Genomic DNA, 23,823 nt, shown 5'->3' on the forward strand with positions numbered 1-23,823 from the left:
TTTCACAGTAGGCAATGCCTTCACGAAGATCAGCCATGGCTTTCTCTTCCAGCTTCAGGTCGCACTCGAGAATTTCTTTAACATCCTGACCAATCAGAATGGTGTTGAGGCGCTGTACGTTTGGCAGACCGCCAAGATAAAGAATACGCTCAATCAGCCAGTCGGCATGACGCATTTCTTCAATAGATTCTTCGTACTCTTTCTTACCCAGAAGAGTAACACCCCAGTGGCGCAGGGTACGGGCATGAAGAAAATACTGGTTAATAGCTGTCAGTTCGTTTGTCAGCTGAGTGTTAAGATGTTCGATAACTTTTGGATCTTTAGCCATATGCTCTCTCATTTTCTTGTTAGGAAATGAATGTCTTGAGCATTATGTAGAGCATTCCCAGGCGATGATCAATAAAAATAATCAGAGATACTTTTATAGTGATCTAATTGATTATTAATATCAACAAAAAAATATAATATATTTGTATTTTTTCTGTGAAAAATATCTGGATTTTTATATTTACTTGAAATGATAATTATTTTTAACTGGAGTTCTTTTTTAATCTGGTAAAGAAAGAGCACTGTTTTGATGGAAGTTTTCAAGTCGCTTTAAAAGAGATTGACGTAAAGCTATCGCTTTATCGTGGTTTAGTTTGTTTAAAGCACGTTGCATTGCGAAGAGAATATCAGACGTTGCATCAGGCAATGCTTTCTCCCACCAGAGAAGGGCTTCTTCTGTTTTTTTATTTTCTATCAGATAAGTCGCGTAATTATGTTGTCCTCTGTAATCACCATTTTCTGCTGATTGCCTGTACCATTCAACTGCAGCGTTCCTGTCCTGTTTGATTTCCCAGCCTTCCTCGAGAAAACGGGCAAGAATATTCATAGATTTAGCATGCCCGTTATGTGCAGCCTGCTGAAAAAGCATCAAAGCTTTTTTTAGGTTTTGTGGCATACCAAGACCACGCATGAAGAGGATTCCTAAATTGTAGCGTCCCCATTCGTCATCGAGTCGGGCTGCATTTTCATAACATTCTGCTGCAAAGAGTAAGTTGACGGTATCTCCCCAGCCAAAGTGAGCACAGCGTCCGAGCATATTCCAGGCAGGGCCATAACCGGCGTCAGCAGCTATTCTAAACCAAACGCGGGCTTGTGCCGGGTTGGAGGGAACATATGTGCTGTTGAGAAGAATTTTACCCCAGAGCACCTGTTCGAGGCAGTGCCCCAGAAAAGCTTTCTGACGAATCTCTTCTATGTCTGGTGGAAGAGACAGAGCAGCTTGTTCTTTTTTTTGTTTTGCAAACAGTGCCAGCCATTTTTTTTGTGTCATCGATATTGCCCTGTTTGCTTGCTTATTTGAGAATAATTATTATTAAAGAAAAGCTAAAATCAAGGCAAGGAATCAGGTGAAAAAGGAAACTTTATAAAATACATAAAATTATAGTATATTTAATATACAACTATTAACATTAGTTATTTTTTTTATGTTTTATATTTTGATTATTTTTTAAGTGAAATACAATTCATTAAAAATTAACAATGTCATGATAACGTCATATTTTAGAAAGGATTATATGTAAAATTAGAGTAACAAATATATGATTTTCAGAAAAAATAATACGAAAATATATAGTTTTATATTGACATCTTTTCGTTGTTGGTTTTAGAAAATTAATGTTACGAAATGAAACAACAATGTTTTCAGGGGTTTTGAGGTGTGTTTGCAACCCGTACGATAATGCGATGTAGGCATTAAGCCATTAAGGCAGTTTGCCTTTGAAAAGCTGACAGCTGCTTAGGCTGTCTTATAAAAAATAATAGCTGCGTGCTTATAAGGTTGTCGTGCTGTGTTACTCTCTAAAATTATTGAAATTGATGGTGTTTTTCTTGGAACCGCCGTGTTTTCGGATCAGGAAAGTCATCCGCGTTTTTATGCCGCACATGAGAGTGTGCGTGGAATTCATGATGCTGTAAAACCTGATTTTTGCGGTTTACTTCAGCATGTTGCTCGTCAGTTCCGTTGCAATCGTTTCAACGTCAGGCCAGCCTGAAAACAGATAAAGATGAGAATATGATCCTGCAGCTGGTTATGCTGCAGGGTAAATTTTAAATTCTAGTTGCATATGATTATTAATTGCACTAAAAGGGTCGTAAGCCGGATGTAGGGTATGGGGGCGTACCTGGTACATCCTGGCGTCGTGCCCATAAAAAAACCTGATGCTGCGCTTTATAATAATAAAAAAGCAGCATCAGGTTTTTATTGCACTGAGTATGCACTGACATACTCAGTTCGAATCCTTCAGTTCAGAACAGTATCTTTTTCTTCATCGTCATAGTTGCGAATCTGAGGGCTCTGTCCGGGCTTAGGTTTAAACTCGCCTTTGCGCAGTGCTGTCTCAATATCTTCGAGCGATGCCCCTGCTGTTTCAGGTACATAAAAATAAACGAAAATAACAGAAGCCAGATTCACAGCAGCATAAACCCACATGGTGCCACCAAGGGTAACAAGCTGCACCAGTGTCAGTGCTGTTGCTGTTACCAGCAGGTCAGCACCCCAGAGTACAGCAGCATGAACGCTGGTTGCAGCGGCACGCATAGAAAGAGGGAACAGCTCAGCCCCCAGGAGCCAGCCTACGACCTGTATGCCACCTGAATTGAACATCATGAACAGCAGGAGAAAGAGAATTGTAATCCAGCTGCCAGCACTGCCTTTGTCAGGATGGATGGCAAACATAATACCCAGGCCGATCAGGCTGATAACTGAGCCTGGTCCCATAATTAAAACAAGGCGACGGCGACCGATTTTATCAACCAGCAGACAGCCAAGCAGTGTCATAACCAGGTAAACAACAGCAACACCAAGGCTGGCCAGCAAAGCGGCTGAATGACCGAATCCTGCATCGGACAAGAAGGTCGGTGTATAGTAAATCATCATCTCCAGACCGCCTGCCTGTGTAAAAAAGGCGATACCCAGAGCAGCGATAAGAGCCGGACGGGCAAAGGGTAATTTCAGTCCTTTCCAGCCCCGTTCGTTTTCATTGATATTTGAAGCATTTTCGTGAATTTCGTGAATTTCACGTTTGATTGTTTTGCGTGAAGTTCTCACCCGGCTCAGTTGCTCTACCGCAGAGGCCAGCCCTTCGTTTTCAGCTGTCCAGCGAGGACTTTTGGGCATGAAAAACATGCAGATAAACACAAAAGCGGCCGGTAGTGCTGCAATGGAGACCATGGGTCTCCATCCCCAGGCATCACGCATAGTAAAGCCAACCAGGTTGGCAAGAAAAATACCGACACCAATTGCAACATTAAAGAGCGTGACGAGGTTGCCGCGTCTGCTGGCCGGCGCGAGTTCGGAAATATAAGTTGGTACAACCTGTGTTGCACCCCCTACTGCCAAACCAAGAAAAACACGTGCTATAACTAAAAAAATCATATCGGGCGCATAAGAACAGGCCACAGCACCAATAACAAAAATGGCTGTGACAAGCATGACAGATATACGACGACCAAATTTTTCAGAGAAGTATGAGACACCAAGAGCACCTGTAACGGCACCAATAAGAATAGCAGAAGTAACGATTTCTTCCTGACCAGAGGTCAGATGAAAATCTTTTGTTATGAGCAAAAGTGCTCCGGATATGATGCCAGTATCATATCCGTAAAGCCCACCACAAATAGCGGCAACAAAGGCGGCTATCCATAAGAGGAGGTTGGCATTAGGAGAGATTTCAGTGTTATTTATGGCTTCCTGAGCGCGTTTCTTTTCTGTTTGCATATTTTATACATGCCATATTTGTTGTGATTTTGCAAAGACTTGATTGCTTTTGTGTTAGAAAGCTCAACTCCTGCACAGATGCTTGACATTTTCAAACAGAAAGTTATTTCATGAAAACTACCAAGGGGGGTTCCGGCAAGGAACTGAGAGGCTACTGGTTCTGCTGGTCAGAACGCGTGGCGACCCTGCCGTTCGCAGCATGTAGCTGCGACGGGGAACCTGATCCGGGTCATGCCGGCGGAGGGACTGGTGAAATGAAAAAACGACCGGTGTAGTTCTGTGACCTCTCCTGTGGGGTGCCTGCCGGGTTTTTTCTGCTCTCCGCTCCTCCGTAATGAGGAGTAAGCGAGATGACTGCCCCTGTTGAAACTAAAAAAAATCAGGCGCCGGATGTCAGGAGCATGTTTGCTGCTGATCCCGGGCATGTGACAACTGGTCCTGTACGTGGTTCACGCAAAGTCTATTCAAGCCCTGAAGGCCACCCGGATATCAGTGTTCCGTTTCGGGAAATTAAGCTCGACCCGTCAGCGAAGGAAAAACCTTTGTGGGTGTATGACACTTCTGGCCCGTATACCGAGACAGATGCGCAGATAGATTTGCGCCAGGGTTTGTCAGAGGTGCGTACCGGGTGGCTTAAAAAACGTAATTTCCAGCAGGTCACACCACGTGCTGTGAAACCTGAAGATAATGGTAACGCCCAGGGTGAGCATCTGGTGCCTGCCTGTCCTGCACCTCATGCCGTTTTAAAAGGCGCTGAAGGGCAGATGGTCACGCAATATGAGTTTGCACGTGCGGGTATCATTACAGAAGAAATGATTTACGTTGCACACCGCGAAAACCTTGGCCGCCAGATTGCTGCTGAGGGAGCCGCTGCACGTCTTCAGGATGGTAACTCATTTGGTGCCTCTGTGCCTGAGTTTGTAACGCCTGAGTTTGTCAGGCAGGAAATTGCCTGCGGCCGTGCCATTATTCCGGCTAACATTAATCACCCTGAGCTTGAGCCGGTGATTATCGGGCGTAATTTTCTTGTTAAGGTGAACGCTAATATTGGCAACTCAGCAGTGACCTCCACTGCGGCTCAGGAGGTGGAAAAGCTTGTCTGGGCGATTCGCTGGGGTGCGGATACGGTCATGGACCTCTCAACAGGTCGTAACATTCATAATATTCGTGACTGGATTCTTCGTAACTCGCCAACACCCATCGGTACAGTGCCACTTTATCAGGCGCTTGAGAAAGTTGGTGGTGATGTCAGCAAACTCAGCTGGGAAGTTTTTCGTGATACACTGATCGAGCAGGCTGAGCAGGGAGTGGATTATTTTACCATTCATGCGGGGGTTCGCCTGCAGCATGTGCCGCTCTCAGCCAGCCGTGTGACAGGCATTGTATCACGTGGCGGGTCGATCATGGCAAGCTGGTGCCTCAACGGGCATCGTGAGAGCTTTTTGTATGAGCATTTTGAAGAAATCTGCGACATTATGCGCGCTTATGACGTCTCCTTCTCTCTGGGAGATGGTTTGCGCCCGGGTAGTATTGCCGATGCGAATGATGCTGCGCAGTTTGCTGAGCTGGAAACCCTTGGTGAGCTGACCAAAATTGCCTGGGCAAAAGGGTGTCAGGTGATGATCGAAGGGCCTGGGCATGTGCCTATGCACAAGATCAAAGAAAATATGGATAAACAGCTCAAAGATTGTGGTGAGGCTCCTTTTTATACGCTTGGGCCACTAACCACTGATATCGCACCTGGTTATGACCATATTACCTCAGCTATTGGCGCTGCTATGATTGGCTGGTTTGGCACCGCAATGCTGTGTTACGTCACGCCAAAAGAGCATCTGGGGCTGCCAGACCGTGATGATGTGAAAACCGGTGTTATCACCTATCGCCTGGCTGCTCATGCGGCTGACCTGGCTAAAGGTCACCCCGCGGCAAGGCTGCGTGATGATGCGTTAAGCCGTGCACGGTTCTCATTCCGCTGGGAGGATCAGTTTAATCTGTCTCTCGACCCTGATACGGCATGTGCCTATCATGATGAAACAATGCCACGTGAAGCGCATAAAACAGCACATTTCTGCTCTATGTGCGGGCCTAAGTTTTGCTCTATGCGCATTAGCCAGGACATTAAAAAAGATGCTGAGCGTCTCGCCGGACTGGAAGAGAAAAGCGAAGAGTTCCGCAAGGCTGGCGGTAAAGTTTACATTCCGGCTGAATAAAACAGGTTTTTTGGGTGCTTAAAAACACGTCAGGGGAGGGTAAAAACCCTCCCCTGACTGAAGTCTGAAGGTTTTAAAAAACGCGTCAGACTTCCTGTAATTGTGCTGAAAAATTCTCAAGCCAGTGAATGGTGTAGTCACCTTTCTGAAACTCAGGATTTTCAAGAATACGACGGTGCAGAGGAATAACCGTCTTAATCCCTTCAACAACAAACTCATCAAGAGCGCGTTGCATCCGGGCAATCGCTTCTGCACGTGTTGGTGCATGAACGATGACCTTAGCGATCATGCTGTCATAGTAAGGCGGTACGCGATAGCCGGTATAAAGTGCACTATCAACGCGCACACCCAGTCCACCTGGCGGGTGATAAACTGTTACAGTACCGGGGCAGGGTGAGAAGTCGTTAGGGTCTTCAGCATTGATACGACATTCAATGGAATGACCAGAGAATGTTACATCTTTTTGTGTGTAACCAAGTTTCTCACCGGCTGCGATACGAATCTGCTCACGCACAAGGTCAACGTCACTGACCATTTCTGTCACAGGATGTTCAACCTGAAGACGTGTGTTCATTTCGATAAAGCAGAACTGGCCATCCTGATACAGGAACTCAAGAGTGCCAGCGTTACGGTAGCCCATTTTTGACAGGGCTTCGGTAACGGTCTTACCAATTTCATCACGCTGTTCTGCTGAAATAGCAGGTGACCCGGCTTCTTCAAGCAGTTTCTGGTGGCGACGCTGTAAAGAGCAGTCACGCTCACCAAAATGGACGACATTATTATAGTTATCGCCAAGAATCTGAAGCTCTATATGACGGGGCTTATCCATGTATTTTTCAAGATAAACTGCGTCATTGCCAAAAGCTGCACGAGCTTCTGTACGGGCTACATTCCAGGCTTCTTCCAGGTCAGCTTCGGTCGGAGCAACTTTCATGCCACGGCCACCACCACCTGCTGCAGCTTTAATCAGCACAGGATAGCCAACTTTAGCTGCGACCTTACGTGCTTCCTCAATACTGGCCAGTTCACCATCAGAGCCTGGAACCAGAGGAACACCAAGTGCCTGCATGGTGGTTTTAGCGGTAATTTTATCGCCCATCATGCGGATGTGCTGTGCGGTTGGGCCAATAAAGACCAGACCGTGCGATTCTACCGTTTCGGCAAAGTCGGCGTTTTCTGACAGGAAGCCATAACCGGGGTGAATTGCCTCCGCACCGGTGATGGTTGCGGCAGAAAGAATGGCGGCAACATTCAGGTACGAATCGCGTGATGAGGCCGGGCCGATGCAGACTGCTTCATCAGCAAGGCGAACATGCATTGCATCCTGGTCAGCAGTTGAATGCACAGCCACGGTTTTGATGCCAAGCTCCCGGCAGGCGCGCAGGATACGCAAGGCAATTTCGCCACGATTGGCGATAAGAATTTTAGAGAACATTACTCAATAACGACCAGAGGCTGACCAAATTCTACCGGATCACCTGAAGCGACGAGAACAGATTTAACTGTGCCGGCTTTTGGCGCTTTGATCTGGTTGAAAGTTTTCATGGCTTCAATCAGGAGCAGAGTCTGACCGGCACTGACGGTCTGTCCGACGCTGATGAAAGGTGGAGCTGACGGGTCAGGTGTGAGGTAGGCTACACCAACCATCGGGCTTTTAACGGCTCCGGGGTGAGCGGAAAGGTCAGCCGGAGCAGCAACCGGTGCCGGAGCTGCAACAGCAGCCGGGGCAACCGCTGCAACAGGAGCTGCTACCGGTGCAGCAATAGCTGCCTGTACGGGCGGCAGAGCGCGTACCACACGGATGCGACTGTCTTTTTCGGTAACTTCAATTTCTGTCAGGCCGGTATCGGCCAGAATGGTAGCGAGTGTTCTAATGGTATCCGCATCCACGAGCAATCCGCTCATCGGTGATCATCCTCTTGAAAAATAAAATCAGTTATTGCCTGCAGCGCCAGGGAATATCCGGCCACGCCCAGTCCGCATATAACGCCAACAGCAGCGCGCGAAACATAAGACATGTGACGGAATGGCTCGCGACGGTGAATATTGGAAATATGTACCTCAATTACTGGCAAATCTGTTGCAAGCAAAGCATCTAGCAGCGCAACAGATGTATGGCTATATCCTGCAGGGTTAATAATGATGCCCCGGGCACGTTTACGGCACTCCTGCACCCAGGAAATCAGCTCACCTTCTATATTCGTCTGTCGAAAATCGATAGCCAGGTCAAGCTTATCTGCTGCCTGAATACAGATTTGTTCCACGTCGTCGAGCGTCGCATGTCCGTAAATTTCGGGCTGGCGCTGGCCGAGCATGTTGAGATTAGGGCCGTTAAGTACGGCAATAAGAGGTCTTTCCATGGTGGGGAGATGCTAGCACAGAGGGGATAAACTCTCCAAGATAAGCTGGTGAGATGAATTAATTTTCATGAAAAAATTTATTATCGGAAATATTAAAAAACAATTAAAAACCAATAAGATATGTCGTGTTTATTTGCGCTAACTGATTTAATAGCAGTGCGTTTTTTATGCTTGTCAGGTATAGAAAAAAACATATTTTTGATTTTTTATGCCACATTTGCGCTTTACATCGGGTATAGAAGGCATCCGGGTTGCCCTGATTATTAATGAGGAGGGAACAACACACGATGTCAGCTTTGCGCCGAACACTTCTGGGAGGGGTCGTTTTAATGACAGCTCTTGGATCATCCTCTGCCGGGGCAGCAGTTGCAGAAACAGGAAATTCCCCTGATACCGCTCTGGCCTCTTCTGATAATACAGGTGAGCCGGTCTCTACGCCCTGGGCGCAGTCTGTTCGTAACGCTCTGGCGGCGCGTAAACGTGCATTGATGAGCAGTGTTGATTCCATGAAGCATCGCCTGCACCAGGAAGGGCTGGCAAGCTGGTATGGTGAGCATTTTAATCGCCACCGTACGTCTTCAGGAACAATGTTTGATAAAACAGCTCTTACGGCTGCGCACCCGACATTACCGCTTGGGAGCAAAATTCTGGTAACGTCGAAGGAAACGGGGCGGTCAGTTGTCGTTATGGTTAATGACAGAGGACCATACGTTCATAACAGAATTATTGATCTTTCAAAGGCAGCCGCTGAACGTCTGGGTATGCTAAAAAAAGGCGTTGCTCATGTTGAGGTTCAGCCAGTACCTGAGGCAACAGAAGTTGCTCAGGCTCCGATAGCTGATGACGCAGAAAACAGGGCTTCATCCGTTCAGAATCCTGAAGCTCAGCCCACGGTTAAATATTCAAAACCTTTCCTGCGTAAGCGACACACAACAGCATCTCATTAATGCTGTTGAGGTGCTTTGCCTGAAATCTCCAGTGCCTGCCCTTCCATCTGGGCGCTGAGCTCGGCACCCATCATAACAACCCAGGCACTTACGAAAAACCACATCATAATGCCGATGAAGGCTCCGAGCGGGCCATAGGTTGCATTGTAGCTTGCGATGTGAGCGACATAATAAGAAAAACCGAGAGCCGAAATGACCCAGGTAATTGTTGAAAACAAGGCTCCTGGTAAAACCCATCGCCAGTTTGTGCGATAGTGGCGGTCTGGTCCAAAACGGTACAATGCGCATGTTGCCAGCGTCTGGAACAGAAAAACAACCAGAGGCCCGCTCCACTGTGCGACAAATTCAATTGATCCTGGTGGAGTAGGGATGTGCAGCCACATTGTCATATTGAGCAGCAGAGGTACCGCGACCATAATGGCTATTGTAAGCACTGCGCCGAGAATGGCAAAAAGTGTCATCGACAGAGCGGTAATCTGAAAGACAAAAAAATTGCGGGTTTCTTTAGTATTGTAGGCAATATTAAGTGCAGCAAGAATTGAGCGTGTTGCCGCAGATGCCGACCACAGGGCGACACTAAGTGAAATGATCAGGTTGAGGGTTAGTGAGCTGTGAGGTTCAGCAACCAGTGTTTGTATTCTGTCATAAATCAGAGAATATGCTGCCGGAGGGAGAAGGCTGCGCAGAACACGCAGCTGCGGTGTGACAGTCTGTACGTCAAAAGCCAGCCCGTAGATTGAGATGAGTGAACTTATCGCCGGGAAGAGAGACAGGGTGGTATAGAAAGCACACCCCGCAGCCACCAGAGTAATAGGGCCGGAGAAAATATTTTTGATGGCCTGTGACAGAATCATACGCCATTCGTGCCTGGAAAACTGCGAAGGGCGTGCAATAGTGCGAACAGGTGCGGAAGAAGATGTATTAAGGGTACTCTGATTTTTTGTCTCAGAAGGGGCGTGTTCAGCCTGGCTGCAATCGGCCTGCATTGTTTCTGAAATATCCTTATACTCATATTTCAGAGAAGAGGAGGTCTTCTCTGATACGGTGTATCTCCGGTTTTCGGCATAGTATCGGCTATTGTCTCTGTCGTAAGACTGACAGTAACGACGAAAAAACGTTTCACATGTTCTCTGACACGAACATGAGAAAACTTTAATGAGATGCACAGACCTTCTACCGTGCGATGCTATGAGTTTCTATGTTTTTTTCAAAAAATGTTATTTTTGTCTTGCGCTTGTGTTTGTTTAGTCGCATATGCACACCCCTTGCCACGGCTGATGCACGTGGCGTTGCTTTCCCAAAGCTGAGCGATAAAGCCGGATAATCCGTGCGGCAGGACCTTCGAGGGTAAAGGTTTTTTATTGTTTATGGCCTTATAGGCCAAGTCTTTAAGTCGCTCCTTAATACAGTGATGTAAAACGGGAGTCCTGATATCGGGGAATGTGAGTGGTGACTTCTAAAATTGCTCGTTTTTTTGCCGAAAACAAACCGGCTACACCTTGTCTTGTTGTCGATGTCGATCAGGTAGAGGCACGCTATCAGGCGCTGCGTCATGCTTTGCCACAGGCACGCATTTATTATGCTGTGAAAGCAAACCCGGCTATGCCTGTGCTTTCGCGCCTGGTTGAGCTGGATTCCTGCTTTGACGCGGCTTCATGGGAAGAGATTTCCTTTTGTCTCTCAGCCGGTGCAAAACCAGAATCGATCTCCTTTGGGAATACTGTAAAGAAAGTTCAGGCTATTCAGGCAGCTTATGTTGCAGGCGTGCGGATGTATGCTTTTGACTGCCTTGAAGAGCTGGAAAAAATTGCAGCGCATGCCCCCGGTTCGCGTGTTTATTGCCGCATTATGGTTGATAACGAAGGCGCTGAGTGGCCGTTATCCCGTAAATTCGGCACAAGCACTGAATCAGCAAAAGAACTGATGCTCAAAGCGGCTGACCTGGGCCTCGACCCTTATGGTCTGTCCTTTCATGTTGGTAGCCAGCAGCTTTCAGCCGAGGCTTATGAAGTCGCTATCAGCCGTGTCGCCAGTGTATTTTCTGAACTGGCTGACACAGGTCTGGATCTGCGGATGGTTAATCTGGGCGGAGGGTTCCCGGTCAGATATCGTCATGATGTACCGGGTATTGATCATTTCTCGCAGGTTATCAGCCACGCCATGACAGAGCATTTTGGTAATGCTCTGCCTGAAATGCTGGTCGAGCCTGGCCGTTATATCGTTGGTGAAGCCGGCGTTGTGCGTTCAGAGGTTGTTCTGGTCAGCCAGCGTGGGCGCGAAACCGGGCCTCGCTGGGTTTATCTTGATATTGGTCGTTTTGGTGGCCTGGCCGAGACAGAAGGCGAGGCTATCCGGTATGCTATTCATACGAGCCGGGATGGGTCACCTGTTGGTCCGGTTGCTATTGCCGGCCCGACCTGTGATGGCGCTGACATTATGTATGAAAAAGCACCATATGAGCTGCCTCTCTCTCTTGAATCAGGTGAGCAGATAGAGCTGCATTCTGCCGGTGCTTATATTTCGACATACTGTTCTCAGAGCTTCAACGGGTTCCAGCCTCTTGAAGAGTATTATATCTGAGGTCTGATTAAAAAAGCAGGGCAGCGGCTATTCAACCGCCGCCCTGAGACCCGCTCCGGCTGCCAGTGGGCAGAGCGGTAAAGCTGCACCCAGGAAAGCTCCCAGTAATTCAAGGTCAGGTATCCAGGGCAGACCATTACTGATGGCATCCAGTGCTGCTGCGCCAAAAATCAGCGCAGGGCAGGTGAGGGGCAGAATTAAAAGAGGCAGAAGTACATCACTCCGCCTTGCTCCCAGCACAACGGCAGCGGCCATGCCGCCAATCAGTGACAGGATCACTGACCCCAGAAATAATCCGCCTGTTAAAACCAGAATACTAACCTGTGGCAGGCCCAGCATAACAGCCATGGGAATCGCTGCGATTAAAAGAGGCAGGCCGGTTGTTAGCCAGTGTGCTGTCATCTTTGCCAGTGCGACAAGAGAGGGGGGGAGCCCAAGCAGCATGAGCTGGTCAAGTGAACCATCTTCTAACTCTGCGCCAAATAATCTTCCGAGCGGCAGAAGGGCTGCGAGCAACGCACAGACCCAGATAATACCCGGTGCCATGTGGCGTAACAGCTCTGGCGAAGGCCCCAGTGCCAGCGGGAATAAGGTCGCGGCAAGAATAAAGAAGAGAACCGCGCCCAGGGTGTCAGCACCATGCCGGCGTGCCAGGCGCAGGTCGCGCGTAATAACGGCAAAGAATAAAGGCATCATGGCGCGGCTCCTGAATGCTCATGCCAGGTCCAGTCATCCGGTGACGTATCTGGCATGACAGCCTGATCTGGTGCCGCTGGCAGGTCGAGGTGAGAGGTTGTATCCATTGGCAGAGGAACGTGTGAGGTTGCAATTATCATGCCGCCTTTTTGACGGTGGCGGGTCAGAGCCTCGCCCAGCAGACTAATAGTTGCATTATCCAGGCCAAGTGTGGGCTCATCCAGCAGCCATAAAGGGGCCTGTCTCAGTAAAACGCGGGCCAGAGCGGTACGCCGCTTCTGCCCGGCAGAGAGCTGGCGGGCGGGCAGGTCAGCCAGCTCCGGAAGATTAAAGGTTTTCAGAGCTTCGGCAATGTTGCTGCCTGTCGTGGTCGCATAAATTTTTAAGTTTTCAGTAACCGTCAGGCCAGGTTTCAGAGCCTCCTGGTGACCAAGGTAAGCGACGCGTTGTGTATGGGCTGTTATGTCATCTTTTACAGGTTGTCCCTGCCATAACAACGTACCGGCATCAGGGTGTCTTAGCCCGGCCAGAACCCTCAGAAGTGTTGATTTTCCTGCGCCATTTGGCCCTGTCAGGAGCATAGCCTCCCCTGCATGCAGGGAGAGGCTGATCTTGCTGAGAACGAGCCGCTCACCTCTGAACACACACAAAGAGTCGCCTTTGAGTAAGGGTATAACCGACATGGATGAACAACCTGGTGAAAATGAATGCCCGGAGATGGGACTTCTCCTTAATGTTACCATCAAAACCCGCAGAAGCAGGCCTGCTCGCGTTCTCGTGGTCGCAGACCGCCTTGTATCACAATGCCTCGCCGGTATGTTCTAGACCCGTAAGGATATCAAGCCGGGCATCCGGGAATCTGGATGCATATACAGCATAATGTTGTGTGTCGGCTTCCTGAGCGTATCACCAGCCACTGGCTGTGATCGGGGAGATTAAAGTAAATGAAAACCGTTGGGCACGATTCACTTAAAACCAGCCGTTCGCTTACTGTTGACGGCAAAGTATATCACTATTTTTCAATTCCTGAGGCGGCGAAGTCAATCGGTGACATCAGTCGCCTGCCTGTATCGCTGAAAGTTCTGCTTGAGAACATTCTGCGTTTTGAAGACAGCCGCTCCTATAACGTTGACGATGCAAAGGCGATTGCAGGCTGGCTCCCTTCAGGCAGCAGCACGAAGGAAGTGCCGTTTAAGCCTTCCCGTATTCTGATGCAGGACTTCACCGGTGTCCCCGCCGTTGTTGACCTTGCCGCTATGCGTGATGGCATCGTGAAGCTGAAGGGGGATGCACAAAAGGTTAACCCGCTGGTGCCGGTTAACCTGGTGATCGACCATTCTGTGATGGTTGATGTTTATGGCTCACCTGATGCGCTGCAGAAGAATATTACGCTGGAGTTTGAGCGTAATGCAGAACGTTATGCTTTTTTGCGCTGGGGGCAGGAGGCATTTGAAAACTTCTCAGTTGTTCCGCCTGATACAGGGATCTGCCATCAGGTGAACCTTGAATATATTGCACAGGTCGCCTGGACAGCAAATGTTGGTGGTAAAGACTACGTCTACCCTGACTCGTTGTATGGTACAGACAGCCACACAACTATGATTAACGGCCTTGGTGTTCTGGGCTGGGGTGTTGGTGGCATTGAGGCTGAGGCCGCAATGCTGGGGCAGCCTATTGCTATGCTTATTCCTGACGTGATCGGTTTCCGTCTCACAGGTAAGCTGCCTGAAGGGGCGACGGCTACCGATCTGGTGCTGACTGTTACGCAGATGTTGCGCCGCAAAGGTGTTGTAGGCAAATTTGTTGAGTTTTTTGGCCCTGCTCTTGATCATCTGCCTGTTGCTGACCGTGCAACGATTGCCAATATGGCGCCTGAATATGGTGCGACCTGTGGCTTCTTCCCTGTTGATAAGCTGACGCTTGATTATTTGCATGAAACAGGTCGTGACGAACATCGTATCAGGCTGACTGAAGAGTATTTACGCGCGCAGGGTATGTTCCGCACTGCTGAAACACCTGAGCCGGTTTTCACAGATATTCTTGAGCTTGATCTGGCAACTGTTGTACCGTCTATTTCTGGTCCAAAACGCCCTCAGGACCGGGTTGTCCTGACTGCTGCGAAAACAGAGTTTGAAAAAGAGCTGACTTCTTCTCTTGGTATTCCGGCAAATGATGCGAATAAAAAAGCACCTGTTGCAGGAACTAACTATGAAATTGGCCAGGGTGATATCGTTATTGCGGCTATCACCTCGTGCACCAACACATCAAACCCGGCAGTACTGATTGCGGCTGGTCTGGTTGCGCGTAAGGCACGGGCTCTTGGGCTGACGCCAAAACCATGGGTAAAAACCTCCCTGGCTCCCGGCTCTCAGGTTGTTACAGATTATCTGCTTCGTGCTGGTCTGACAGAAGATCTGGATGCGCTTGGTTTTAATACCGTTGGTTATGGCTGCACAACCTGCATTGGTAACTCAGGCCCGCTGGCACCTGATATTGTTGATGCAATTGAAAACAATAATCTGGTTGCTGTTTCTGTTTTGTCAGGTAACCGCAACTTTGAAGGGCGTATCTCTCCGAACGTAAGGGCAAACTATCTTGCCAGCCCTCCACTTGTCGTTGCCTATTCTTTACTGGGTACGATGCGCCAGGATATTACGAAAGATCCTCTTGGTACCTCGAAGGATGGCAAACCTGTTTATCTGAAAGATATCTGGCCATCTAATAAAGAGATTGCTGAGCTGATGGGTTCTTCTATTAATCGTGAGGAATTTATCAAACGCTATAAGCATGTTTCTAAAGGTACGCCTGAGTGGCAGAATCTGAAGGTTGTAACAGGTTCTGAAACTTACCAGTGGGACAAAACATCTACCTACGTGCAGGACCCGCCATATTTTAAAGGTATTACACACGAGCCTGTTGCGCCGGGTAATATTGAAAATGCGCGTATTCTTGCTCTGTTAGGTGACAATATCACGACCGATCATATCTCCCCTGCCGGTGCGATTAAAAAAGACTCCCCGGCAGGACGTTATCTGATTGAAAATGGCGTTGAGCAGCGCGATTTTAACTCTTACGGCTCACGCCGTGGTAATGACCGCATAATGGTACGTGGCACTTTTGCTAATATTCGTATCAAAAATGAAATGCTTCCTGGCACGGAGGGAGGTCTTTCCAGACATTACCCTGATGGTAAAGAGGGTTTCATTTATGATGTAGCCATGAAATACAAAGAAGAGGGTACCCCTCTGGTTGTCTTTGGTGGTAAAGAATATGGCATGGGGTCCTCGCGTGACTGGGCTGCCAAAGGCACGCTGCTGCTGGGTATCAAAGCCGTTGTTGCAGAAAGTTTTGAGCGTATTCATCGTTCCAACCTTGTTGGAATGGGGGTTCTGCCATTGCTGTTTAAAGAAGGTACAACTCGAAAAACTCTTAATCTCAAAGGTGATGAGATTATTTCGTTCAAAGGGCTTGAGACAATTACACCACGTATGGATGTAACGATGACCGTTAAGCGTGCTGATGGCAGCACGCAGGATGTTCAGCTGCTCTGCCGTGTCGATACACTGGACGAAGTTGAATATTACCGGCATGGTGGCATTCTTCAGTATGTATTGCGTGGGATGACTAAAGCTGCCTGAGAATCGTTCTGTTTCTGATAAACATGACGGGGCCGGCCTGGTGCAAACCGGGTCGGCTTTTTCTGTTAAAGAGCCTGTAGTGCTGCATGCACAAAATGTGCATAAGCAATTTGGCGAAACCATTATTCTGAACGGCGTCTCGCTTGAGGTGCATAAAGGGGATCTGGTCTCCGTTATCGGGCCTTCAGGATGTGGAAAATCCACATTTTTGCGTTGCCTGAATTTCCTTGAAATACCAGATCGTGGACGGATTACAGCCGCTGGTGTGACCATTGACCGGCAGGGCGGGCCTTGGCGTCGTGCAGATGAGCATATGGCACACAGGCTGCGCACCCATGTCGGGATGGTTTTTCAGAGTTTTAACCTGTTCCCGCACTTGACGGTGCTGGATAATGTTTTGCTCGCGCCACGTATTGTTAAGCGCCAGACTGACACCGTTAAGCGTGATCAGGCTATGGCATTGCTTGAAAAAGTGGGGCTGGGCCGGGTGGCCGGGCGGTATCCCCTCTCTCTTTCCGGAGGGCAGCAGCAGCGTGCCGCAATAGCGCGGGCTCTGGCGATGAACCCTGATATTATGCTTTATGACGAGCCTACTTCGGCCCTTGATCCTCTGGTTGCTGAAGAGGTGCTGAATGTGATGCGCCAGCTTGATGCAGAAGGCATGACGCAGATCGTCGTGACACACGACATGCGTTTTGCCCGTGTTGCGTCAGATACCATCGTTTATATGGATGGCGGCCATATTATTGAGGCAGGTCCGCCTGATGTTATGTGTGTCAGACCGACGGATGAAAGAACACGACGTTTTCTGGGAGCGTTGCTGTGACGCAGCATTCTACTCGTTTTTTTGCCTTTGCCCGTCATGTAAGCCGCTGGTTGCCTGCCTGCCTTATTGTGCTGGCTCTTTTTGCCGGTTCTGCCAGAGGGGAATCTCATCCTGTACGCTGGGCAGCTGATGCATCAGCAGATGTGCCTTTTACGTTTCATGACCTGAAAGATCAGACGCAGCTGACAGGTTTTGAATATGATCTGGTGCAGGAACTTGGCCGGCATATGAAAAACCCGCTGCAGTTTGTGCAAAATGACTGGGATGGTCTTATTCCCGGGCTGGAGCGTGGTCTGTATGAAATGGTTATCTGCGGTATTGAAATCACCCCTGAACATGCCGAGGGTATTGATTTCAGTGATCCGTATTATGTGACATCAGAGCGGCTTGTTGTCAGGCGTGATGGCCCGCATTTTGATACGCTTGATCAGCTTAAAGGGCATATTGTTGGTACGCTGAAGGCGACACAGGCTGAGCGTATTCTGCAAAATCACCCGGAGATAGAAATGCGCACCTATGATGAGGAAACCAATGTGTTTCTTGATCTGGTAAACGGGCGCACAGATGCTATTTTGATTGATGGGCCGATTGCTCAGTATTATGGGAGTACCAACCCCGCACTTGAAGTGGTCGGTGCACCCATAGGGCGCGTTGCCTATGGCGTTGCTTTTGCTAAAGGCAAGCATGGTGCCTTGCGTGAGCAGGTGAATACCGCTCTGGCTGCAATGATGCAGGATGGCAGCCTGCATAAAATTCTGGCTAACTGGAAGTTATGGTCACCAGAAATGGCGGCAATGACCGGGGACAGAACCACTCTGGCGGCAGAGCCTGCAGGGTGGATCAGATACACAGAGGTTTTGCACAGCGCCACGTCATGGAAGGCACGTTTCTGGCGTTATGTTAGTTTTATACCCTTCCTGGCAAAAGGGGCTGCGCTGACCCTGCTGGTATCATTATGTGCCATGGTGCTGGCAGTGGCACTTGGGCTGGCCCTGGCGCTGATACGTTTATATGGTCCCCGCCCACTGGCTTCTCTGACATCTGTTTATGTTGAGGTTGTGCGCGGTACACCGTTGCTTATTCAGATTTTGTTTCTGTTTTATGGTCTGCCAGAGTTTGGTATCAGTCTTGGGCCATTTCTTGCCGGTGTGCTTGGTCTGGGTCTTAACTATGCAGCGTATGAGGCAGAGAATTACAGGGCCGGGTTACAGTCTGTCGCGCCAGGACAGATGGAGGCCGCTCTGGCTCTTAATATGACGCATTTCCAGGCCTTACGTTTTGTGGTGGTGCCGCAGGCGTTTCGTCTGGTTATGCCAGTGATGACGAATGATTTTATTTCTCTTTTAAAAGATTCATCTCTTGTCAGCGTAATCACTCTGACCGAGCTGACACAGACTTACATTCGTTTGTCTTCTACATATTTTGATTATTTTGGCACCGGCCTGATGGTTGGAGGGGCCTATCTTATTCTGGGTCTGCCATTTGTGCGTCTTGCTCGTATGGCAGAGAAGAAACTGGCACAGCCTCACACACGGCGTGAGTGAGGCTGAAACAGGGACCGCTAGTTATGGTATCCCGGGTCAGCTGCGATAGTTGCCGGGATAGTATTGGCCTCAAGCTTATTAGCATAGGCCTTGCGCAGGTAAGGCAGCCATTTTACCAGCCAGACATTGACTGAGTTTACAAAGCTCGCAACAGCCGGGTCATTTTGCATGCCGGTGCGTGTCCAGTCTTCAGGCGCGCCAGGGAAGTTTTTTTGTCCCGGGGTTGCAGGGCTGATGAGCGTATGAACAGAGGCGACATCGACACCTGAGCCTGATTTTGTTTTTTCAATATGTAACCATGCGGCATCAACCATAGCCGGCGGCAGGATAAACTTCATTTCCGTCAGGCGGTTAAGCGTAAACGCCAGTATGGGGCTGGCCATAAGGCCCTGCAGAGGCTGATTGGCTGCCATGAAGGAGTGGTCAAGCACGCGCACTGGTGATGTCATCCAGCATTCAGTTTGTCTGCCATCCTGTGGCAGGCTGCCGACCAGAAAATTATACCCGTTATTGCAAAGGCTTTCGAGGTTTTGAGCATTTTCTGCTGAAACAGGCTGAGTTGTTGCCTGAGCAACAATCAGGCCTGTTACCAGGCCCTGGTCGACGCGTACCAGAACGGATGACAGAACTTCACTATGATTCTGGTCATCCTGCTGGTTTGCGATAGCATGCCATTTGCCTGCGGGAAGCGGGAGCTGACGCCCGGCAAAGGGAATAACCCCGGTAAATTCGGCATCAAAAGGGGGTGCTGATGCAGTGTGGTGCTCTGCCGCTGCCTGGTCAGGCTGGCCGGAAGAATCAGCATCCTGAAAAGAGGAGGTGTCACTTCCCAGAGTATGACCGATTTTGCTGGTCAGCACTTTATATGGGGGAGCAATCTGCACCAGCCAGGGAGCCGGGAAGATAAGAGACAGCAGGGTGCACAGACAGGCAGTAAGCAGAGCAGTGCGCCATAGCGGCGCACGATTCCAGAGGCGTTTTATGGCAGACATGTTTTCAGGGCATCAGACGAGCATGGGAAGATGTAGAGTTTGGATTGTTATCAGCGGTTCTGGCCGTGATGGTGCCATCTTCTGCCCGGTCAATCGTGACCATCCGGGCTCCCTGCTGGCGGGCAACAATCAGTGATTCGCTGATCATATCTTCGATGGAGCGTACGAGGTCACGGGCAGAGGCACCATCTCCCATACGAATCTGGCGACGCATGACGTCCATCAGCAGGGTCGGGTCAATTCCGCCAACTTCAATTTTCAGGCCATAGCCTTCAATCATAGTTTCAATTTCAAGGGCAGCAACACGTGCAATATCAAGGCCTTTGAGGGCGCGGAAAACAAAGATACGATCAAGGCGGTTAAGGACTTCGGCAGCAAAGCCAGCCTGACGCAGGGCCTCAACCGATTCGGCACGCATACGGTCCGGGTCGTCATGCAGGCGGTCTGCAATCTCGGTCAGAGCTTCTGTCGCAATATTTGAGGTCAGAACAAAGATAGCCCTTACTGTTGAGACCTGCTGCCCGGTTGAGGCTTCAGTAATGTGCCCGTCATTCCATGCGGTCAGGAATTTTTTGAAAACATCAGGATGTGCTTTTTCGATCTCATCAAGCAAAACAACAGCATCTGGTTTTTCTTTAAGGCCGCCGGTGAGCTTACCATAGGTGTCTGACCCGACATATCCTTTAGGTGAACCAAAGAGCTGAGTTGCAGCATGGGGGTCACTCATCTGCGTCATATCAAAATGCAGTAAAGGGCGTTCAAGCTGCTGGGCCATCTGCTTTGCCAGATAGGTTTTGCCCGTGCCAGGGGGGCCAGCAAGCAGGAAGATACCAACGGGTTTGCCACGCACCTGCAGAGCCAGGCGCCGGCGCAGCTGAGCAGCAATGTCTTCACAGACCTGATCCTGGCCGATAACGCGTGCGCGCAGATTAGCGGCAAGTTCTTCCGCATCAAGGCTGGTTTCACGCTGCTCACGTGCCAGCATTTCTTCGAGAGCGTTGCGGTTCGTTAGTCTGCTGAGAATATCCATAATCCATCCTTGTTGGCGCAACAAACCTTTACGGGCAAGTCGCTCCGCTCTTGCTTCAAATAACAGTCCGCTTATTGTCAGAATACTACCTGCTGCAGCCAGTACAGGCCATGCCGGAGCGCACCACTTCATAAAATGCCCGACAGAAGCCAGTGAAAGGTGAAGGCTGATGGCCATTTGTATGCTGGCCAGAATCAGGAAGATCACCATCATTAACGGCATCAGGCGGTTAAGAGCGGGGAGTAAACCTTTCATTGGGCAATCACAGTCATGCTTAGTGTTTGTCCACCATGAATAACAGGGAGAGCCTGAGGTCCAAACATCGTAATAACTCCAGTACCGATTCCTGACATCCCCGGGTCAGAAGCCGGCGTAACACTGACCGTGCCTGCGACCGTAATCGGAAGAATGAGAGTTTTCGGGGTGGGTGCAAGGTGCACGGTCTGAGACATTGTGCCGCATGATATCGTAACAATGCCACCGCTGCCGGTAGCGTCAAATACAGGCATTTCTACAAGTCTGAGTTCCCGACGCTTTACCGCTGCAAGAATCTGGCTTTGTTCATCGGGTGAAAATTCAGAGTGACTTAAAGCCTCAGCCGCGGAATCAGGGGAGATGAGGCGCACCTGAGTGGCCTGATTGCCCATGGAAATAATTTCCGATGAAGAGGCAGACTCCCCGGCCATGGATGATAAAAACGTCTTACTGCCGGTAAAATGAACACCCGCTCCGGCCAGGAGAATAACCGTACCTGTGAGAATACATGCAGCTTTCAGGCCAGAGGTTTTTTTTTCCTCTTCTGCACGAAGTTTTCTCTCTGGCTGAGGGGTGAAGCTCATGCGAATTGCCCAAGCAGTATAGTTAATATGGTAAGCGTCGCCGGTTGATTATAATACCGTATGAAGCCCGAAAAAGACATATAATTATAATATCGTTATGAGGCCTGAAAAAGGCATATAAGATTAACTTCAGGACACTTGCAGAGATAGTGGAAATCGCTTACACACAAATATCTCCTTTCATGAATATAAAAAATTGGGGGGTGGCCTTGACGGGCCGCCTGGTTTTGTATTGGACGCTGATCTCTCTGCTCATTCAGGCCTCGAATCCAGACTGGTTGCGCTTATTGCGCCGATGATCGAGGATATGGGGTATGAAATAGTTCGCATTTCTGTGCTCGGGCGCGAGAGGCCGACTGTACAGATTATGGCAGACCGCAAGGACGGCTCTCTGATCAGTGTCAATGATTGTGAGCGCATTAGCCGTGCTGCCGGCGCTATCTTTGATGTTGAAGATCCTATTCCGGGTAACTGGACGCTTGAAGTGTCTTCAGCAGGGATTGATCGCCCTCTTACACGCGTGAAAGACTGGAATCGCTTTGCCGGACATCAGGCTAAAGCTGAACTGATTGTGCCATTAAACGGACGTCGTCGCTTTCTTGGTGTGGTGCTTGGTGCCGACGAGACAGCGGCACGCTTAAAGCTGGATGACGGCACGGAAGTTGCGTTGCCCCTGGCTGAAATTCGCCGCGCCCGTCTGGTTCTGACGGACGCTCTCATCGAGTCGAGTGCACGTATGGCCCGCCCGGCTGCTGCGGGTGATCACGACGAAGATAATGTAGAGTCTGATGGTTCTGCTGATTTCAGACTGAACTGATCAAGCTGCCTGTTTTGGAGAGCTGAGAGCATGGATACCTCTGTTTCCCGTCCTGAATTACTGCTGGTTGCAGATGCTGTTTCGCGCGAGAAAGGAATTGATCGCGACGAAGTGCTGGAAGCCATGGAGCAGGCCATTCAAAAGGCCGGGCGTGCTAAATACGGTCACGAAAAAGATATTCGTGCGACCATTGATCGCCGCACCGGGGAGGTTCGTCTTTCCCGCTGGACCGAGGTGGTTGAGCAGGTAGAAAATGAGGAAACACAAATTCCTCTGGCGATCGCCAAAAAATTTCAGGAAAACCTGAAAATTGGCGAATATATCGTTGACCCGCTGCCTCCGATTGATTTTGGACGTATTGCCGCGCAGACCGCTAAGCAGGTTATCGTGCAGCGTGTGCGCGAGTATGAGCGTAAGCGCCAGTATAACGAGTTTAAAGATCGTGTTGGCGAGATTGTTAATGGCACGGTTAAGCGTACTGAATACGGTAATCTTATGGTTGAAATCGGTTCGACAGAGGCGCTGCTGCGTCGTGATGAGCTGATCGCCCGCGAGACATTCCGTAATTCTGATCGTGTTCGTGCTTACATCTATGATGTGCGCGACGAGCCACGTGGCCCGCAGGTTTTCCTCTCCCGTACCCATCCTGCATTCCTTGCAAAATTGTTTGCACAGGAAGTGCCGGAGATTTATGACGGTATTATCGAAATTAAGGCTGTTGCCCGTGACCCTGGTTCACGTGCGAAGATGGCTGTTATTTCGCGTGATGCCTCTATTGACCCGGTTGGTGCCTGTGTGGGTATGCGCGGGTCCAGGGTTCAGGCTGTTGTTGCTGAACTTCAGGGCGAGAAAATTGATATTATTCCCTGGAGCCCGCAGGCGGCTACTTTTGTCGTGAATGCACTTGCTCCGGCTGAAGTGTCTAAAGTGGTTATGGACGAGGAAGCCGGTCGTGTTGAGGTTGTTGTTCCTGATGAACAGCTTTCTCTGGCAATCGGTCGTCGTGGTCAGAACGTACGTCTGGCCAGCCAGCTGACACGCTGGGATATTGATATTCTGACTGAAGCAGAAGAATCTGAACGTCGTCAGGAAGAATTCCGCCGTCGGACAAACCTGTTTGTCAGCGCGCTTGATGTTGATGATGTTATTGCAGGGCTTCTGGTTACTGAAGGTTTCCACTCAGTGGAGGAGCTGGCCTACGCTGAGCCAGACGAGCTGATTGGTATCGAAGGTTTTGACGAATCGGTCGTTGGTGAGCTGGTGCAGCGTGCGGAGTCTTTCCTTGTGAAAAAGGAAGATGATCTTGATAGTCGCCGCAAAGAGCTGCTGGTTTCTGACGAGATTGCCGATCTGGGCGTATTTACGAATCAGATGCTTGTGACTCTCGGTGAAAAGGGTATAAAGACCCTCGATGACCTTGCCGACCTGGCAGGTGATGAGCTGGTTGATATCCTCGGAGCTGATGTGATCGAGGAAGATGCTGCAAATGAAATTATTATGGCAGCTCGTGCACACTGGTTTGATGAAGGGGAGGGAGCCTCTCCTTCTGAAGGATAGTCGTCAGAGCCCTTTCAGGTCTGA

22 protein-coding genes and 1 riboswitch are annotated in these 23,823 nt (G+C 49.4%); of the genes, 10 read left to right on the plus strand and 12 right to left on the minus strand.

Going from position 1 to position 23,823, the window contains the following annotated elements:
• Both bfr and HK11_RS03040 read right to left on the minus strand, forming a co-directional pair.
• Positions 1-328, minus strand: a 328-nt coding sequence (bfr, locus tag HK11_RS03035) for a bacterioferritin (protein WP_086553875.1), incomplete at its 3' end; no start/stop codon positions are given.
• Positions 329-547: 219 nt separating this feature from the next.
• Complete coding sequence (locus tag HK11_RS03040; protein WP_086553876.1) at positions 548-1,318, minus strand: tetratricopeptide repeat protein; 771 nt, start codon at positions 1,316-1,318, stop codon at positions 548-550.
• A gap of 517 nt (positions 1,319-1,835) precedes the next feature.
• Here HK11_RS03040 and HK11_RS03045 point away from each other — a divergent pair.
• Entirely contained in the window at positions 1,836-2,039 is a 204-nt protein-coding gene (locus tag HK11_RS03045; RefSeq protein WP_086553877.1) for a hypothetical protein, read from the plus strand.
• Between the two features lie 248 nt (positions 2,040-2,287).
• Here HK11_RS03045 and HK11_RS03050 read toward each other — a convergent pair whose 3' ends face one another.
• Positions 2,288-3,763, minus strand: a complete 1,476-nt coding sequence (locus HK11_RS03050; RefSeq protein ID WP_086553878.1) for a sugar porter family MFS transporter — start codon at positions 3,761-3,763, stop codon at positions 2,288-2,290.
• Positions 3,764-3,876: 113 nt separating this feature from the next.
• Positions 3,877-4,027: riboswitch (TPP riboswitch) on the plus strand.
• Between the two features lie 137 nt (positions 4,028-4,164).
• On the opposite strand from HK11_RS03050, the gene thiC reads away from it, so the two are divergent.
• Entirely contained in the window at positions 4,165-5,973 is a 1,809-nt protein-coding gene (gene thiC / locus HK11_RS03055; RefSeq protein WP_086553959.1) for a phosphomethylpyrimidine synthase ThiC, read from the plus strand.
• 85 nt (positions 5,974-6,058) lie between these two features.
• Here thiC and accC read toward each other — a convergent pair whose 3' ends face one another.
• From accC to aroQ, 3 genes are read right to left on the minus strand one after another with little or no spacing between them, the layout of a single operon-like run.
• Positions 6,059-7,408: an acetyl-CoA carboxylase biotin carboxylase subunit gene (gene accC / locus HK11_RS03060; protein ID WP_086553879.1), complete on the minus strand. Its 1,350-nt coding sequence runs from the start codon at positions 7,406-7,408 to the stop codon at positions 6,059-6,061.
• On the minus strand, positions 7,408-7,878 hold the full coding sequence (gene accB, locus HK11_RS03065; RefSeq protein ID WP_086553880.1) for an acetyl-CoA carboxylase biotin carboxyl carrier protein: 471 nt from the start codon (positions 7,876-7,878) through the stop codon (positions 7,408-7,410). Before accB ends, accC begins: the two co-directional genes overlap by 1 nt.
• A complete protein-coding gene (gene aroQ / locus HK11_RS03070; RefSeq protein WP_086553881.1) occupies positions 7,875-8,333 on the minus strand; it encodes a type II 3-dehydroquinate dehydratase in 459 nt (152 codons plus the stop codon). The genes accB and aroQ overlap by 4 nt, the downstream gene beginning before the upstream one ends.
• Positions 8,334-8,620: 287 nt before the next feature.
• Between aroQ and HK11_RS03075 the strand changes: the two genes are divergently transcribed.
• A complete protein-coding gene (locus HK11_RS03075) occupies positions 8,621-9,280 on the plus strand; it encodes a septal ring lytic transglycosylase RlpA family protein (protein ID WP_086553882.1) in 660 nt (219 codons plus the stop codon).
• Here HK11_RS03075 and HK11_RS03080 read toward each other — a convergent pair.
• On the minus strand, positions 9,277-10,266 hold the full coding sequence (locus HK11_RS03080) for a YihY/virulence factor BrkB family protein (protein ID WP_086553883.1): 990 nt from the start codon (positions 10,264-10,266) through the stop codon (positions 9,277-9,279). The genes HK11_RS03075 and HK11_RS03080 overlap by 4 nt on opposite strands.
• A 463-nt stretch (positions 10,267-10,729) precedes the next feature.
• Here HK11_RS03080 and HK11_RS03085 point away from each other — a divergent pair, with 463 nt between their 5' ends.
• Complete coding sequence (locus tag HK11_RS03085) at positions 10,730-11,860, plus strand: type III PLP-dependent enzyme (RefSeq protein WP_086553960.1); 1,131 nt, start codon at positions 10,730-10,732, stop codon at positions 11,858-11,860.
• A 27-nt stretch (positions 11,861-11,887) separates the two neighbouring features.
• Here the strand turns inward: HK11_RS03085 and ccmB are convergent, their stop codons facing one another.
• Both ccmB and ccmA read right to left on the minus strand, forming a co-directional pair.
• Complete coding sequence (gene ccmB / locus HK11_RS03090; RefSeq protein ID WP_086553884.1) at positions 11,888-12,556, minus strand: heme exporter protein CcmB; 669 nt, start codon at positions 12,554-12,556, stop codon at positions 11,888-11,890.
• Positions 12,553-13,299, minus strand: coding sequence for a heme ABC exporter ATP-binding protein CcmA (gene ccmA, locus HK11_RS03095; RefSeq protein ID WP_408736136.1), 747 nt, complete (start codon positions 13,297-13,299; stop codon positions 12,553-12,555). The genes ccmB and ccmA overlap by 4 nt, the downstream gene beginning before the upstream one ends.
• Between ccmA and HK11_RS12530 the strand changes: the two genes are divergently transcribed.
• The 4 genes from HK11_RS12530 (at position 13,238) to HK11_RS03110 (ending at position 18,564) form a co-directional block, all read left to right on the plus strand.
• Positions 13,238-13,381 (plus strand): hypothetical protein, encoded by a 144-nt coding sequence (locus HK11_RS12530; protein WP_158092916.1) that lies wholly within the window; start codon positions 13,238-13,240, stop codon positions 13,379-13,381. The genes ccmA and HK11_RS12530 overlap by 62 nt on opposite strands.
• A 119-nt stretch (positions 13,382-13,500) precedes the next feature.
• Positions 13,501-16,194 (plus strand): aconitate hydratase AcnA, encoded by a 2,694-nt coding sequence (gene acnA, locus HK11_RS03100; RefSeq protein ID WP_086553886.1) that lies wholly within the window; start codon positions 13,501-13,503, stop codon positions 16,192-16,194.
• Between the two features lie 40 nt (positions 16,195-16,234).
• Positions 16,235-17,020, plus strand: a complete 786-nt coding sequence (locus HK11_RS03105) for an amino acid ABC transporter ATP-binding protein (RefSeq protein WP_086553887.1) — start codon at positions 16,235-16,237, stop codon at positions 17,018-17,020.
• A gap of 50 nt (positions 17,021-17,070) precedes the next feature.
• Positions 17,071-18,564 carry an ABC transporter substrate-binding protein/permease gene (locus HK11_RS03110; protein ID WP_086553961.1) on the plus strand — a complete coding sequence of 498 codons (1,494 nt, stop codon included), beginning with the start codon at positions 17,071-17,073 and terminating at the stop codon, positions 18,562-18,564.
• 17 nt (positions 18,565-18,581) lie between these two features.
• Here the strand turns inward: HK11_RS03110 and HK11_RS03115 are convergent, their stop codons facing one another.
• The 3 genes from HK11_RS03115 to HK11_RS03125 are packed head-to-tail and all read right to left on the minus strand — an operon-like array spanning position 18,582 to position 21,425.
• Positions 18,582-19,556: a hypothetical protein gene (locus HK11_RS03115; RefSeq protein WP_086553888.1), complete on the minus strand. Its 975-nt coding sequence runs from the start codon at positions 19,554-19,556 to the stop codon at positions 18,582-18,584.
• 4 nt (positions 19,557-19,560) lie between these two features.
• Complete coding sequence (locus tag HK11_RS03120; RefSeq protein WP_086553889.1) at positions 19,561-20,841, minus strand: AAA family ATPase; 1,281 nt, start codon at positions 20,839-20,841, stop codon at positions 19,561-19,563.
• Entirely contained in the window at positions 20,838-21,425 is a 588-nt protein-coding gene (locus tag HK11_RS03125) for a hypothetical protein (protein WP_086553890.1), read from the minus strand. Before HK11_RS03125 ends, HK11_RS03120 begins: the two co-directional genes overlap by 4 nt.
• Before the next feature lie 232 nt (positions 21,426-21,657).
• Here HK11_RS03125 and rimP point away from each other — a divergent pair, with 232 nt between their 5' ends.
• On the plus strand, positions 21,658-22,242 hold the full coding sequence (gene rimP, locus HK11_RS03130; RefSeq protein WP_086553962.1) for a ribosome maturation factor RimP: 585 nt from the start codon (positions 21,658-21,660) through the stop codon (positions 22,240-22,242).
• A gap of 30 nt (positions 22,243-22,272) precedes the next feature.
• Positions 22,273-23,799, plus strand: a complete 1,527-nt coding sequence (nusA, locus tag HK11_RS03135) for a transcription termination factor NusA (protein ID WP_086553891.1) — start codon at positions 22,273-22,275, stop codon at positions 23,797-23,799.
• Positions 23,800-23,823: the final 24 nt, after the last annotated feature.

The organism is Acetobacter sp. DmW_043 (assembly GCF_002153485.1).
Classification (GTDB): Bacteria; Pseudomonadota; Alphaproteobacteria; order Acetobacterales; family Acetobacteraceae; genus Acetobacter; species Acetobacter thailandicus.